Source organism: Cupriavidus sp. L7L, from assembly GCF_004353535.1.
In the GTDB taxonomy this organism is placed as follows: Bacteria; Pseudomonadota; Gammaproteobacteria; order Burkholderiales; family Burkholderiaceae; genus Cupriavidus; species Cupriavidus oxalaticus_A.
The window spans coordinates 24079-38269 of sequence record NZ_SMNY01000026.1; the positions used below are offsets into that span (position 1 = coordinate 24079).

Sequence of the window (14191 nt, forward strand, 5' to 3'; positions counted from 1 at the left end):
TCAAATAACCATGAGATTGGAAGGATGGTCCGCAGAATGAACGGCCGGGACAAAGAAGCTGCAACACGTGCCCTGATGAGCGGCGCGCAGATGGTGGTGGCCGCGCTGGTTGCCGAAGGGGTACGCTCGGTTTGGGGGTACCCGGGCGGGGCGGTACTTCCCATCTACGACGCCATTGCTGAGCAAACAGCGCTGATGCACTTGCTCGTTCGGCATGAACAAGCTGCCGTCCATGCGGCAGACGGCTTCGCTCGAGCAACTGGGGAAGTCGGCGTGGCGCTGGTTACGTCCGGCCCTGGAGTAACCAATGCAGTCACGGGCATTGCAACGGCATACTTCGATTCCATCCCGCTGGTAGTCATCTCTGGCAATGTCCCCACTTCCATGATTGGGGAAGATGCCTTCCAGGAGTGCGACGCGGTTGGCATAACACGGCCGATTGTGAAGCACAATTTCCTGGTCAGGAACGTCGACCAACTTCCACTGGTGCTGAAGAAGGCGTTTCACCTTGCCCGGACTGGACGACCGGGACCCGTACTGGTAGACATCCCAAAGGACGTGTCGCTGGCCCAAGGTCGATTCTTCTATCCGGATTCTGTGGAAATCAGGTCTTATCGGCCGGCAGCCGAAGGTCATGAAGGACAGATTCGGCAAGCAGCGAAGCTCCTGAAGGCGGCCAAGCGGCCATACCTCTACATCGGTGGTGGAGCGATTGCCGCAGGTGCGAGCGCCGAAGTACGAGAGCTGGCTGCCTTGGCCGATGCTCCCGTGACAACTACGCTCATGGCCTTGGGCTGCTTTCCGGGAACCAACAAGCGCTTTTTAGGCATGCCTGGAATGCACGGCACCTATGAGGCGAACCGAGCGATGCAGGAATGCGATGTGCTCGTTGCAGTGGGAGCTCGGTTCGACGACCGAGTCATCGGAAATGTGGATGCCTTTGTTGCCAAGGAGAGGGCAATCGTCCACATCGACATCGACCCGGCAAGTATCGGCAAGCGCGTCAAGCCTGCAGTTCCGATTGTTGGTGACGCGGCACGCGTCCTTCGTAGGCTAATCGCCTGTCTGCAGGAATCTGGCGAGCAGATGGAATCGCGCACCGCCTGGTGGGCGGAGATTGACGCTTGGCGGTCCTTGAAGTGCCTTGACTATGCTAAGGAGCCGGGCCGAATCAAGCCTCAATTTGTCATCGAGACACTTTGCGAACTGGCCCGGGATGACACGTTTATCTGCTCGGACGTCGGCCAGCACCAAATGTGGACCGCGCAACACTATCGTTTCAAGCATCCCAGGAAATGGATTAATTCCGGCGGACTGGGAACGATGGGCGTCGGACTGCCCTATGCGATGGGCGTGAAGCACGCGTTTCCAGACCATGACGTCGTCACGGTGACAGGGGACGGGTCCATACAGATGTGCATCCAGGAGCTGTCCACGTGCAAGCAGTATGACTTGCCCGTGAAAATCATCTCGTTGAACAACGGCTATCTGGGCATGGTGCGACAGCTTCAGCATGTCGAATATGAGCGGCGATATTCCCAGTCATATATGGAAGCATTGCCCGACTTTGCGGCGCTTGCCCGTGCGTATGGACATGTCGGAATTGCCGTTTCCTCGGAGGCGGATGTTGAGCCGGCGCTGCGCGAGGCTCTCGCGCTGAAGGATAGGACAGTGTTCCTTGATGTCAGCGTCGACGGCTCGGAGAAGGTTTGGCCGATGATTCGCGGGGGGCATTCCCTCGAGCAGATGTTGCTCGGGGAACCAGCTGACGTTTAATACTGTTGTGCCCGCTGGCCGCAATGGCCAGCGAGGTTCGGCCTCATCGTGCCGAACCCTTCTTGCTGCTTACAGACCGTGAGCGGACAGTACCTTCGCCAGCCACTTCTGCTCTCTGGTGCCCGTAGCAATCTCCGCCTTGATAGCTTCCTCGTTACGCGCGGTGGTCTTGACGGCCTCAAGCAAAGCATCCGCCTGCTCCTTTGGGAACGATACGACGCCGTCTTCGTCCCCGACGATGATGTCGCCGGGGTGAATGACTTGGCCGCCCACAGAGACAGGTACGTTCATCGCACCCGGGCCAACCTTGTAAGGCCCGCGATGGCTGGACCCGCGTGCATAGCAGGGGAAGTCGGTTTCGTAGAATGCGCCGGTGTCACGGATGGCTCCATCGATGACGAAGCCAGCACAGCCGCGCTGCTGTGCGTACAGCATGATGAGCTCGCCAACGAGAGCATTCGTGCAGTCCCCGGCGCCGTCAACAACGAGGACATGACCTGGCTGCATCTCCATCAGCGCTTTGTAAATCAGCAGGTTGTCGCCCGGCCGCGCTTTTACGGTGAACGCCGTGCCGACAAGCTTCTTCTTGTGGTGGTAGCGGGTCAGACCCGTGACGCCGGACAGTCGTTGAAGGTTATCGCTGATGTGCGGCGTTACGACGTTCTGAAACGCCTCGATGTGAGCTGGCGACGCAAGCGCCGGCGAGGACTGGATGATGAGGTTGCTAGTAGCCATAGGGAAGAGTCGTGAATGTTTGGTGCCCAACGACGACAAGGACATCGCTCGCCAGGTCCCTTTGGACTCTCCACCAAACAGCGAGATAGGTAAATTCCGAATACACGATTACGTCGATATGGACAACCTATGTGAAGTAGCGACCGGTCTCACAGATATGTCTGAAAGTGAACAGCCCTTCGCGCCAACCAGAGATGCCAAGCCCCGCCAGCGGCGGCCTCCAATAGGTTTGCCGTATAGGAGGTATCCGCTCTTCGGAATTTACTAACGAGGGAAGTTGCTCCACATTGAACTACTAGGAAATCTGAGCGCAACCCCATGACCAACAGGTCCTTACTTGACCGCCTTGCAGGGCTCGACACAAACGCCGTTTCTGAGGCGTTGGATGTCTTCGGTCTTCCGCCCGGTGCTCTTGGTGTACAGCCTCTGTGGCGCTCGCCACGACTCGTGGGTGTGGCCAGTACGCTGCGATTGCGTGATGGAGGGAATAAGCCTCGAGGTCGCTCTCTTGAACGCGCAATCACGCGAGTCGTCGGTGAGCATCGTGTACTGGTTCTGTCCACTGAAGTAGCGGGCAGGGCCTCGTGGGACTACCTCGCTAGTCTGGCGGCGCGTCAGCGAGGGGTACGAGGGACCGTCCTGGACTCACTGTGCCGGTCCGTCGTTGAAATCCAGGCGTTGGATTATCCAGTGTATGCCAGAGGTGTGACCATGGCATCCAACGGAAGACGAAATGTGGTTGCAGAGCAGGGGAAGCCTATCGAATTCGCTGGACAGGTCGTGTGCGAAGACGACTTGGTTATAGCGGACCGCTGCGGGGTCGTATTCATCCCAGCGAATGCCGCGGAGGAGGTGATTGCACTTGGAGAGCGGATTATCCGCCACCAAGATGCGATGGTTGTAGAGGCAGCGGCGGGCCATCCGTGTACCGACACGCTGTTTGAACTCAATTTTTGACGCTATCTCAACAGGAGAGAGATGATGAACGCTGAAGATAAAGAGCTGTGCGCACTGTTCGAAGGTCTGGACACGCCGGGAGTGTCGGATGCCATGGACAAGTTGGGATTGCCTGGTCAATGCTTGGGCATCGCACCGCTGGACAATTACACCAAGACTATTGTGGGTCCGGCTTTCACGGTGAAGTATGTCTCGGCCAGCACGCCCCCTGGTTCCGTGGGCGATTTTATCGACGACGTTGCGCCTGGCGAAGTCATGGTCATCGACAACGACGGTCGTACTGACTGCACGGTCTGGGGTGACATCATGACCCAATATGCTGGCGCACGCGGCATTGCCGCAACGGTGATTGACGGCGTATGTCGTGACGTGTCGAAGGCCTTGGGCGATGGCTACCCGATGTTCAGTCGCGGTCGTTACATGCGTACCGGAAAAGACCGCGTGCAGGTCGAGTCGGTCAACACCCCCGTATCGATTGGTACGGCCCGTGTCTGTCCGCGCGACATCATTGTGGCAGACGCAAACGGTGTTGTGGTGGTACCGCGCGAGCGTGCACGCGAAGTCGCAGAACTCGCGCTGAAGATTGAGGCGGTAGAAGCGCAAATCCGTGCGTCCATTTCCAGTGGGAAAACTCTCGGCGAAGCGCGCGCCGCTCTGGGCTATCACACCCTGCAGAGGAAGGCATGACCAGTCCCGAACTGCAGCGGCTAAACATCAATGTCGCTAGCGCGCAGCCATCCGCGACGTATCGAATGATGGACCGGGTGGCAGCAAAACGAGCTCAAGGTGTCAAAGTAATCTCGCTGAGTGCCGGCGAACCGGACTTCGACACGCCGAAGCACATCTGCGACGCGGCCATTGACGCCATTCGCGGGGGCCAGACGCGTTACACCCAGGTCGCTGGCTTGCGAGACCTGAGGGAGGCCGTCGCAGATAAATTCAGGCGTGAGAATGGGCTCGAGGTATCCTGGAAGGACACCATTGTTTGCTCGGGTGGGAAGCAGGTCATCTTCAATGCTCTCGCCGCGACACTAAACAGCGGTGATGAAGTCATCGTGCCTGCGCCGTACTGGGTGAGCTATCCAGAAATGGTTCAGCTCTGCGGCGGCACATCGGTGATTGTGCCCTGTGATGCGGACGTCGGATTTAAGCTAACCCCTGCGGCTTTGGCGAAAGCTATCGGTCCGCGCACACGTTGGCTCATTCTGAACTCGCCGTCTAACCCCACCGGCGCGGTCTATAGTCGTTCAGAACTCGCCGCGCTTGCTGAAGTTCTGCTTGCAAATCCGCATGTGTTGGTGCTTGCCGATGACATCTATGAGCACCTGACTTTTGACGGCGCAGAGTTCTTCACACTCGCTCAGGTCGAGCCTCGCTTGAAGGAGCGAACGCTCACCATGAACGGCGTTTCGAAAGCATATGCGATGACAGGCTGGCGGATTGGCTTTGCCACTGGTCCGCAATGGCTGCTCGAGGCCATGGAGAAGCTGCAAGGTCAGCAGACGTCGGGGGCGTCGTCAATATCGCAGCATGCTGCAATCGCGGCATTGCGAGGCCCGCAGGACTTCATCACCGAGTCAAAAGCGGTGTTTGAAGAGCGACGCGACATGATGGTGAAGCTCATCAACGAGACACCAGGACTGAGTTGCACCGTTCCAGGCGGGGCGTTCTACGCATTTGCGTCGTGTGCCGGCCTCCTTGGCAAAACGACGCCTGCAGGCACGCTGCTGCGCACCGATGAGGACGTAGCTTTGGCGATACTGGACGAGGCAAATGTCGGTCTAGTCCATGGTTCCGCGTTCGGACTGGGACCGTACATCCGAATTGCGTACGCGATGGACAAGGAATCCTTGGCCGAAGCATGCAACGCCATTCGTAAGTTCTGCCTTTCTCTTCGCGACTGATACGGGCAAAGAGCCGGCCTCCGGCCGGCTCTCTTTCGCGATACTCGATTGCGCACCACATGATGCAATCACAGGAGGAGGGCGTATTGCGACGTGAAGTCGATGATGGAGACTGCTGCCGATTCTGAGAAGGCTATTTTGCAAACGATGGACGAATTGCTTCAAACTCCTCGACCTGCATGACTTGTTCTACGTCCGACACGAATGACTTGCACCATCCGTCTTGACCCTGCGAAGTGCGTTCTCCGAGTTCAGGTCATTGACGCTTCGGAGTCGGCGCGGGGTATAAGTTTTGTGGAAGCTCTGCCGCTGTGATTGAATGTGACCTTGATAGATGTCGTGAAGTTGAAGAGATGGGTGGGGAGGACCGCCGAAAGCCAGGATGAGATAACTGCATTTCCTGTCAAGGCGCTTGCGGCGACGCTGGACTACCAGGACTACACGCCCGTTCGCGGCGATGCCATTGCACCGCTTTGGCACTGGCTTTACTTCTTACCGCTGCAAAGACATTCCGGGCTGGGGTCAGACGGCCACGCGAGTCGCGGCGGTTTTCTTCCTCCGGTCCCACTGCCATGCCGCATGTGGTCTGGTGGAAGTCTGAGGTTTCATCAGCCGCTGCGCGTCGGCGATGGTGCTACCAAGCTATCTACCATCTTGGAAGTCGACGCTAAGACAGGTCGCAGCGGGACGCTTGTTTTTGTTACCGTAGAGCACAGATATTACGGCTCTCAGGGGCTCGCGGTAACCGAAGAACAAAGCATCGTCTACAGGGAGCGTGCATCTCGCACCACGCCTGCGCCGGGCCCGTTCCCCGCACCGCTGGATGAGGAATGGGTTCATGAGGTGGTGCCGGACCCCGTCATGCTATTCCGCTTTTCCGCGCTGACCTTCAACGGCCATCGCATTCACTACGACAAACAGTACGTGAGCGGGGTGGAGGATTACCCAGACCTCGTGGTTCACAGCCCTCTCCAAGCGGTGGTAATGCTGGAACTCGTGCGCAAGAATCTGCCGGATGCGGAAATCAGGAGCTTCTCGTTCCAAACGGTCGCTCCGACATTTGTGCCGGAGCGTATTTTGGCGTGCGGGGTTCGCGCTAACGGACGAAGGTCGCGAAGTCCTTAGGGCAGGAGAGGCGGTGCTTGCCGCCATTGAAGGCTTCCGGACTGAAGTGAATCAGCTCCACCAGAACCTGCGGGGCGAACTCAATATTGGGCTCATGAACAACCTGGTGACCCAGCCCAAGATGCGCATTACTGACGCCCTGAGGTCAATTCGGCGCCAGAGTGACGGGGTGCGCGTCAATCTCAGCATGAGCACTCCTAGCGAAATTGAACGTGGATTGCTAGATGGTCGGTTGCATATCGGTGCCTTGCCGCTCATTACGACCCTGACCGCTTTGGACTACAGCCCCCTCTATGAAGAGCGATCATCGCTTTACTGCAGTCGGGGGCACCGATTGTTTGGGTCAGCAAGGAGCGTGACAGTGGCCGACCTGCGAGATACGCCCGCCGTGGCACCTAGCTACCGCATGAGTGCTGAAGCTATGCGACTGCACCAGGACCTCGCCTGCACCGCGACGGCGACGGACCGAGAGGGCATCGCATTCTTGATTCTCACAGGCGAATACATCGGTTTCCTGCCGGACCATTTCGCTGCCACATGGCTTGAGAAGGGGATGCTTGCGACCCTAGCACCGGAGGAAATGCAGTTCGTCGTGACGCTAGGGGTTGCCACGCGAAAGGCGAGAAGGAAGAACCTCATTGTGGATCGGTTTCTCGACGTGCTGCTTCAAAACGCCTGACACAATCGCTGCCCCCCAAGCCGTCAGTTTCGTACCGCGGCTAGGCTATTCCGACTCCGCGTTTCGTTGTAGGGACTTGTCGTCGAATCTTTGCAGTGAGAGCGGGCCCTGTCCTGGTTCCGTTGGCGAGAATCCGTTGGCGCGTTGCCTGCGAGCCGGTCCAACCGGCCTCGCCAGATCCCCGTCCGGATCAGTTTACATCTGCAGGCACAAATACTTGATCTCAAGATACTCGTCGATCCCGTGGCGCGAGCCCTCACGGCCAAGACCCGATTGCTTGATGCCGCCGAACGGAGCCACTTCATTTGAGATCAGGCCCGTGTTCAGGCCCACCATGCCATATTCCAGCGCTTCGGCTGTGCGCCATGCACGGGCGATATCACGAGTATAGAGGTAGGCGGCGAGGCCATATTCCGTGGCATTGGCGGCGGCAATGGCTTCCTCATCGTGCCTAAAGCGAAACAGTGGCGCGACCGGGCCGAAGATTTCCTCGCGCGCAATCCGCATCTCGGCCGTGGCGTCGGCGATCACGGTCGGCGCATAATAGGTGCCGCTAAGCCGATGCATGCGGCCGCCCGTAAGCAAGCGAGCGCCCTTTGACATGGCGTCATCCACTAGCGAAGTTACTTTCTCAACAGCAGCGCCCTCGATCAGCGGACCAATCACAACACCATCCTCCAGACCATTTCCCACGCGGAGTTGGCTCGCGCGTTCGGCGAATTTCGTCGCGAAAGCGTCGTAGATGCCGTCCTGGATATAGAAGCGGTTCGCGCAGACACAGGTCTGGCCACCATTGCGGTACTTGGCCGCGATCGCGCCTTCCACTGCGGCGTCTACATCGGCATCGTCAAACACAACGAATGGTGCGTTACCCCCCAATTCCAGAGATAGACGCTTCACCGTAGGCGCCGACTGGGCCATCAGGATTCGACCCACTTCCGTTGATCCCGTAAATGAAAGCTTGCGCACAATCGGACTGCTGGTCAGCACTGCGCCGATCGTTTTCGCATCGCCAGTCACTACCTGGAGCACGCCGGCTGGCACGCCCGCCCGACGAGCCAATTCGGCCAGTGCAAGTGCGGAGAGCGGAGTGAGTTCGGCGGGCTTGACGACAATGGCGCAACCCGCTGCTAGAGCCGGCGCAACCTTGCGCGTGATCATCGCCGCCGGAAAATTCCACGGCGTGATAGCGGCGCAGACACCCACCGGCTGGCGCAACGTTACGAGCCGCTTATCGGAGGCGGGACTCGCCAGCACTTCGCCATCCACGCGCTTGGCTTCCTCTGCAAACCATTCAATGAAGCTGGCCGCGTAAGTTATCTCGCCCTTTGCTTCGCTAAGTGGTTTGCCCTGTTCACGGGTCATCAGATAGGCAAGGTCATCGGCGTTGGTGGTAACGAGGTCGAACCAACGGCGCAAGACGATCGCCCGCTCCTTGCCGGTCTTCTGTGCCCAGCCCTTTTGAGCCACTTCCGCCGCGGAAATTGCACACTCCGTTTCCGCGGCTCGCAAGTCTGGCACCTTCGCGATGATCTCGCCTGTGGCCGGGTCGGTCACGTCAAACGTAGCGCCAGAATCGGATCCCACCCATTCGCCATTGACATAGGCCAGCTGCTTAAATAACGAAGGATCTTTTAGATGCATGATGAATTACCAGGAAAAGGGAGACCGCTTGTCGCGTTCAGGAGAATGAAGTAAGACAATGCGCTTCGCGTAAGCGTCATCTAACAGGACGAAGGTGCCTTGCCAGACCGCGCCACATGCACTTGCATAGGCGACTGTGGCTGGCAGTCATCGAGACCTTGATGCGAATGTCCGGGTCAAGCACGACGCGCGCCATGCCATCCTGAAGCGCCTTTGTTATTCGATGTCAGGTTGAAAGATTAATCTGGACGAGAGTGTGTTCCAGTCGAAGCCAACGAAGCGGCGCAAGCGTCAATGCACAGGCATGCCGTTGGTGCGAGCGCAGCGCGGATTCTTCCGATGGGTCATACTTCACGACAGTAGCCTCACATCACAATCGCGTTAAATCAGCACGTAGACTTTGCGTAGGGTCTCTTGAATGGTCCAAATTCCGAACGTATTGGGTGGAAAGAAGAGCGTGTCCCCGCTCCTGAACGCATACACTGACCCGTCTTGCGAAGTAAATTCGCCACTTCCGCAAAGAATATGCATCACCTCACCAGCGGCGACCGGGCGCTCGAAGCGACCACGACTACATTCCCAAATGCCAGTCTTGCAGTTTTTGCGCTCAGGCACTTTGATTTCTAACGCCGAAATGTGGCAGGCCGGTTCGCTCAATGGGACCGGCACTGGGCCCTTGGCGAGTAAATCGCTCTTTGTCGATGATGAATGAATGATCTGGATACTCATGATGCTCTGATAGGCGTTAATGTGAGAGGCGACGAGTCAAGACAGCTTGTCCAACAGGCTGTACCACGCAACCCCTGCAGCGATATAGAAGCGCTGCAGGCTGTGGAAGGGGATGGGTGCAAGTGGCGAAACCGGGTAGGGAAACTGTTCCCCACTCATTAGGTCGGCCGCCAGATGCTTGCCAAAGCTGGTACAGAGCGCGATTCCGCGCCCATTGCAACCCACCGCTATCGTGATACCAGGCGCTGGCTTATGAATGTGCGGCATGAAATCCCGGGTTACTGCGATGCGCCCGGCCCAGCGGTATTCGAACTCCAGCGTTCCGAGCTGCGGGAATAACAACGCCAGCGATCGCTCCAGATGTGCGAAGTCCTTTGGTTGCTTAGGATCCGAAAAGAAGCCTCGCCCTCCCATCAGGAGGCGACCGGCATGATCCTTGCGGAAGTAAAGTAGCAGTCGCTGCGATGTGGAAGCTGTTTCTCCGCGCTGGAGTATCGTCCGCGCGATGTGACCGCGAAGCGGGCGCGTGGCAACAATAAAGCTGTTAGCGGTAAGCAACGTTTGCCTTAGTCCTTGCCAAAGTGCATCGCTGTAGCCGTTTGTCGCGATGACAACTTCCTCTGCGGTCACGACTGCGCCGGTAGAAAGGGTAGCCTTCCACTTAGCGCCTTCGCGCGCCAACCCTGTCACACAGCTGCCACCGTGAATCGTGGCACCGGCATGAATGGCCGCGTCGGCAAGTCCTCGGGCATAGGCCAAGGGCTGGACTGCCCCGGCCCTGCCGTCCAACCATCCGCCCGCAAACTGTCGCGTCCCGACACGTCGTTCCACCTCATTGCGATCAAGCATTTCAACTGGTACGCCGCGGCGCTGCCAGAGCCTCGCGCGCGAATGCAATGCCGGCACCGACTTAGGAGAGTACGCCAGCTGCAACCAGCCTGCGCGCACTGGATGACAATCGATCTTGTATCGCTCAACAAGGTCGAACACCAGATCCGCGGATCCGGACACTGCGTTAATTAGTGCTTCGGCGCGCTCGCCCCCAAGCATCCTCTCGAGTTCGTCCGGGTCATGCTTTAGGGATGGATTGACCTGGCCGCCGTTGCGCCCGGAGGCTCCCCAACCCGGTTCATGCGTGTCGACTACGCAGACATTGCTGCCGTGCTCGGCAAGATGCAATGCTGTCGATAGCCCGGTGTAGCCGGCGCCAATCACCAGCACGTCCACAGTCTTCGAGTCCAGCAAAGGAGGAACATTGGGTGCCACCGGTGCCGTTGCCGCCCAGAGGGATGGCGGAAGGGACGATGGCGCGGACACTTCAGTTGTATAGGTTGTGGCTATCATGGCGCGACGCCTCTCGCCAAGATGACTGGCGATTCAAAAACATGATGCGGGTTCAATAGATCGGGCTCGTTAGGAGCGCTGGGGGCCTCATTCCGGTGTTCCTGGCGACCACCTGTTTGATCGACGCTATAGCTCCGAGGTCATTAGGCTGGCCCACGCTCGGTTGACCGGAGTCTTCCGTCAATGCGAGGTCGGCCAATCAGGCGCCAGAGTGAGGCTACCGCCCCCGCGATGCCGTTGCGGAAAAACAATACTGTGACGACAAACAGAATTCCTGTGACGACGGTAACGCTCTCACCAAGTTTGAGAAATGCATCGATGTTGGTCAGTGAAGCCAAGACGTGGCCAATATCGCCCAGCTTGGTTTCCAGCGCTACGATGATCAACGCCCCGAGCATGGGTCCCCAGCGTGTACCTAACCCCCCGACCAATGTCATCAAGATCACGGTGCCGGACATAGACCAGTGGACATCGGACAGGGTTTCAAAGCCGAGTACGAGCACCTTGAGAGAACCGGCCAATCCGGCGACCGCGGCGGAGATCACGAACGCCACCAGCTTGAAGCGCTCCACGTTATACCCGAGCGACACTGCACGGGATTCGTTTTCCTTAATGGCATGCAGCACGGCGCCGAACGGAGAGGAGACGACGCGCCAGAGAAGCAGGACCGCTGCGGTGGCGATCGTCAACACCACGTAATAGAGCACGAAGTCGTTGTCTAGCGGTAACACGCCAAGGAGCTTCCCACGAGGCACACCTTGCAGCCCATCTTCGCCACCCGTGAACGGTGCCTGGAGCATGACGAAGTAAAGCATTTGCGCAAGTGCTAGGGTGATCATTGAAAAATAGATGCCTTGGCGCCGGATTGCCAGGATTCCCATGGTGCCCCCAAGCAACGCACCTGTCAGTGTTCCGACAATGAGACCGAGTTCTGGGGTGATGCTCCAATGCTTTAGCGCATGCGCCGCAATGTATCCGGCCCCGCCAAACATTGCAGCATGCCCGAAGGAAAGAAGTCCTCCATAACCGATCAAAAGGTTGAACGCGCATGCGAACAGGGCGAAGCAGATAACTTTGAGTACAAACAGAGGATAGGCGCCTGCGTACGGCGCTAACAGCAGGAATGTCAGAACAAGCAGTGGCAACGGGTTCTTTCGCACGTCAGATCTCCTACTTCTCTTTGCCAAACAAGCCAGCAGGTCGCACCAGAAGCACGATGACCATAATGGCGAAGACAACGGTGGATGAGGCCTCTGGATAAACGACCTTGGCAAGCCCCTCAATCACGCCTAGGCCAAGGCCCGTTGCGACTGCGCCGAGGATCGAGCCCATGCCGCCGATCACGACGACGGCGAAGACGACGATGATGAGGTTCTGTCCCATCAGCGGTGAGACCTGGATCACCGGCGCAGCGAGCACGCCAGCAAACGCGGCTAACGCAACGCCAAATCCGTACGTCAGGGTGATCATCAATGGAACATTGATCCCAAAGGATTCGACAATCTTGGCGTTCTCCGTGCCGGCGCGCAGGTACGCTCCCAAACGGGTTTTCTCGATCAGGAACCAGGTCGCGAAACAGATGCCAAGGGATGCTGCGACGACCCACGCCCGGTAGTTGGGCAGCATCATGAAGCCAACGTCTGTGGCACCGCTAAGGGATTCCGGTGTGGGGTACGGCAACCCGGAGACGCCGTATGCCGAACGTAGAAGCCCCTCAATGACGAGCGTGATGCCGAGCGTGAGCAGAAGTCCATAGAGGTGATCGAGCTTGTAGATCCAGCGCAGCATGATCTTTTCGATCAGGATGCCGATCACGGCGACCGCCACCGGAGACAGCAGCAGCATCGTCCAGTAGCCAAGTCCGAGGTATTCCAGGCCCATCCAGGCCAGCACCGCGCCCAGCATGAACAGCGCGCCGTGGGCGAAGTTGATGACATTGAGCAGACCGAAGATCACGGCTAGCCCCAGACTCAACATCGCGTAGAACGCGCCATTGACGAGCCCCAGCAGCAGTTGCGACAGCAGCGCGGGCAGGGGGATTTCAAATAGGTTCATGGGTGCTCCTCATACGCCCAGCAATTCATGCAGCACCGGCATCTTTGCCTGCAGTTCGCTGGCATCGAAGCGTTCGACGATGCTGCCGTGCTCCATCACATAGAAGCGGTCAGCCAGCGGCGCGGCGAAGCGGAAGTTCTGCTCTACCATCACCACGGTGTACCCCTTCTGCTTGAGCATCCGGATCATGCGCGCCAGCGCCTGCACGATCACCGGCGCCAGCCCTTCCGAAATTTCGTCGAGCAGCAGCAGGTTGGCGCCGGTGCGCAGGATGCGCGCCACCGCGAGCATCTGCTGCTCGCCGCCAGACAGACGCGTGCCCTGGCTCTGGCGGCGCTCCTTCAGGTTGGGAAACATGTAGTAGATCTCGGCCTCGCTCATGCCCTCGCCTTGCCCTTTCAGCGTGGGCGGCAGCAGCAGGTTCTCCTCGCATGACAGGCTAGAGAAGATCGCGCGCTCTTCGGGGCAGTAGCCGATGCCGTAGTGCGCGATCTTGTGCGTGGGCAGGCCGATGGTCTCGTTGCCATTGACCTTGATCGAGCCCTTGCGCGCGCCGGTCAGTCCCATGATCGCGCGCAGCGTGGTGGTGCGCCCGGCGCCATTGCGGCCCAGCAGCGTGACCACTTCGCCGCGGTTCACGGTGAGGTCGACGCCGTGCAGGATGTGCGACTCGCCGTACCAGGCCTGCAGGCCCTTGATTTCGAGGGCGGGAGTGTTGTTCGTGCTCATTGTTGGTTCCCCCGCTCAGTGCGCGCCCTGCAGCTCGGCATCGGCCGTGCCCATGTAGGCTTCCATCACGCGCGGGTCCTTTGACACCTCGGCGTACGGCCCTTCGGCTAGGATCGCGCCACGCTGCAGCACGGTGATCTTGTCGGCGATCGACGAGACCACGCTCATGTTGTGCTCCACCATCAAGATGGTGCGGCCGGCGGAGACCTTCTTGATCAGCTGCGTGACGCGGTCCACGTCCTCGTGGCCCATGCCCTGCGTGGGCTCGTCGAGCAGCATCAGCTCGGGCTCCATCGCCAGCGTGGTGGCGATCTCCAGCGCGCGCTTGCGCCCGTACGGCAGGTTCACCGTCAGCGTGTACGCGAACTCGGTCAGCCCCACCTGCTCGAGCAGCTCCATGGCGCGGTCGTTGAGCACATCGAGCGAGCGCTCGCTGCGCCAGAACTGGTACGCGGTGCCAAGCTGTCGCTGCAGCCCGATGCGCACGTTCTCCATCACCGTCAGGTGCGGGAAC

General features: G+C 58.8%; 14 protein-coding genes. 6 read left to right on the forward strand and 8 right to left on the reverse strand.

Annotated elements, in window-relative coordinates; translation table 11 throughout:
- Positions 1 to 36 precede the first annotated feature (36 nt).
- A complete protein-coding gene (ilvB, locus tag E1J61_RS25355; protein ID WP_243736969.1) occupies positions 37 to 1776 on the forward strand; it encodes a biosynthetic-type acetolactate synthase large subunit in 1740 nt (579 codons plus the stop codon).
- Between the two features lie 69 nt (positions 1777 to 1845).
- Here ilvB and E1J61_RS25360 read toward each other — a convergent pair whose 3' ends face one another.
- A complete protein-coding gene (locus E1J61_RS25360) occupies positions 1846 to 2511 on the reverse strand; it encodes an RraA family protein (protein WP_133096717.1) in 666 nt (221 codons plus the stop codon).
- 318 nt (positions 2512 to 2829) lie between these two features.
- On the opposite strand from E1J61_RS25360, the gene E1J61_RS25365 reads away from it, so the two are divergent.
- The 5 genes from E1J61_RS25365 to E1J61_RS25385 all read left to right on the forward strand — a co-directional run bounded on the left by E1J61_RS25365 (position 2830) and on the right by E1J61_RS25385 (position 7176).
- Complete coding sequence (locus E1J61_RS25365; RefSeq protein WP_133096718.1) at positions 2830 to 3468, forward strand: RraA family protein; 639 nt, start codon at positions 2830 to 2832, stop codon at positions 3466 to 3468.
- A gap of 24 nt (positions 3469 to 3492) precedes the next feature.
- The gene (locus E1J61_RS25370; RefSeq protein WP_133096732.1) at positions 3493 to 4155 is read left to right on the forward strand and encodes an RraA family protein; all 663 of its coding nucleotides are present in this window, start codon (positions 3493 to 3495) and stop codon (positions 4153 to 4155) included.
- Positions 4152 to 5372: a pyridoxal phosphate-dependent aminotransferase gene (locus E1J61_RS25375; protein WP_133096719.1), complete on the forward strand. Its 1221-nt coding sequence runs from the start codon at positions 4152 to 4154 to the stop codon at positions 5370 to 5372. The genes E1J61_RS25370 and E1J61_RS25375 overlap by 4 nt, the downstream gene beginning before the upstream one ends.
- Positions 5373 to 5693: 321 nt before the next feature.
- Positions 5694 to 6497 (forward strand): MaoC family dehydratase N-terminal domain-containing protein, encoded by an 804-nt coding sequence (locus E1J61_RS25380; RefSeq protein ID WP_243736971.1) that lies wholly within the window; start codon positions 5694 to 5696, stop codon positions 6495 to 6497.
- Positions 6498 to 6510: 13 nt separating this feature from the next.
- Positions 6511 to 7176 (forward strand): substrate-binding domain-containing protein, encoded by a 666-nt coding sequence (locus tag E1J61_RS25385; protein WP_243736970.1) that lies wholly within the window; start codon positions 6511 to 6513, stop codon positions 7174 to 7176.
- 195 nt (positions 7177 to 7371) lie between these two features.
- On the opposite strand, the gene E1J61_RS25390 is transcribed toward E1J61_RS25385, so the two are convergent.
- The 7 genes from E1J61_RS25390 to E1J61_RS25420 form a co-directional block, all read right to left on the reverse strand.
- A complete protein-coding gene (locus tag E1J61_RS25390; RefSeq protein ID WP_133096721.1) occupies positions 7372 to 8820 on the reverse strand; it encodes an NAD-dependent succinate-semialdehyde dehydrogenase in 1449 nt (482 codons plus the stop codon).
- A gap of 381 nt (positions 8821 to 9201) precedes the next feature.
- The gene (locus E1J61_RS25395) at positions 9202 to 9549 is read right to left on the reverse strand and encodes a cupin domain-containing protein (RefSeq protein ID WP_133096722.1); all 348 of its coding nucleotides are present in this window, start codon (positions 9547 to 9549) and stop codon (positions 9202 to 9204) included.
- A gap of 36 nt (positions 9550 to 9585) precedes the next feature.
- Entirely contained in the window at positions 9586 to 10893 is a 1308-nt protein-coding gene (locus tag E1J61_RS25400; protein WP_133096723.1) for an FAD-binding oxidoreductase, read from the reverse strand.
- A gap of 143 nt (positions 10894 to 11036) precedes the next feature.
- Positions 11037 to 12053: a branched-chain amino acid ABC transporter permease gene (locus tag E1J61_RS25405; RefSeq protein WP_133096724.1), complete on the reverse strand. Its 1017-nt coding sequence runs from the start codon at positions 12051 to 12053 to the stop codon at positions 11037 to 11039.
- Between the two features lie 10 nt (positions 12054 to 12063).
- A complete protein-coding gene (locus tag E1J61_RS25410; protein ID WP_133096725.1) occupies positions 12064 to 12948 on the reverse strand; it encodes a branched-chain amino acid ABC transporter permease in 885 nt (294 codons plus the stop codon).
- A 9-nt stretch (positions 12949 to 12957) separates the two neighbouring features.
- Entirely contained in the window at positions 12958 to 13677 is a 720-nt protein-coding gene (locus E1J61_RS25415) for an ABC transporter ATP-binding protein (RefSeq protein ID WP_133096726.1), read from the reverse strand.
- A gap of 15 nt (positions 13678 to 13692) precedes the next feature.
- A partial coding sequence (locus tag E1J61_RS25420; RefSeq protein ID WP_133096727.1) for an ABC transporter ATP-binding protein occupies positions 13693 to 14191 on the reverse strand: 499 nt, incomplete at its 5' end.

Bases quoted from the DNA above. Each gene is read 5' to 3' on its own strand.
- ilvB (WP_243736969.1), top strand. From the start codon at position 37: ATGAACGGCCGGGACAAAGAAGCTGCAACACGTGCCCTGATGAGCGGC.
- E1J61_RS25360 (WP_133096717.1), bottom strand. From the start codon at position 2,511: ATGGCTACTAGCAACCTCATCATCCAGTCCTCGCCGGCGCTTGCGTCG.
- E1J61_RS25365 (WP_133096718.1), top strand. From the start codon at position 2,830: ATGACCAACAGGTCCTTACTTGACCGCCTTGCAGGGCTCGACACAAAC.
- E1J61_RS25370 (WP_133096732.1), top strand. From the start codon at position 3,493: ATGAACGCTGAAGATAAAGAGCTGTGCGCACTGTTCGAAGGTCTGGAC.
- E1J61_RS25375 (WP_133096719.1), top strand. From the start codon at position 4,152: ATGACCAGTCCCGAACTGCAGCGGCTAAACATCAATGTCGCTAGCGCG.
- E1J61_RS25390 (WP_133096721.1), bottom strand. From the start codon at position 8,820: ATGCATCTAAAAGATCCTTCGTTATTTAAGCAGCTGGCCTATGTCAAT.
- E1J61_RS25395 (WP_133096722.1), bottom strand. From the start codon at position 9,549: ATGAGTATCCAGATCATTCATTCATCATCGACAAAGAGCGATTTACTC.
- E1J61_RS25400 (WP_133096723.1), bottom strand. From the start codon at position 10,893: ATGATAGCCACAACCTATACAACTGAAGTGTCCGCGCCATCGTCCCTT.
- E1J61_RS25410 (WP_133096725.1), bottom strand. From the start codon at position 12,948: ATGAACCTATTTGAAATCCCCCTGCCCGCGCTGCTGTCGCAACTGCTG.
- E1J61_RS25415 (WP_133096726.1), bottom strand. From the start codon at position 13,677: ATGAGCACGAACAACACTCCCGCCCTCGAAATCAAGGGCCTGCAGGCC.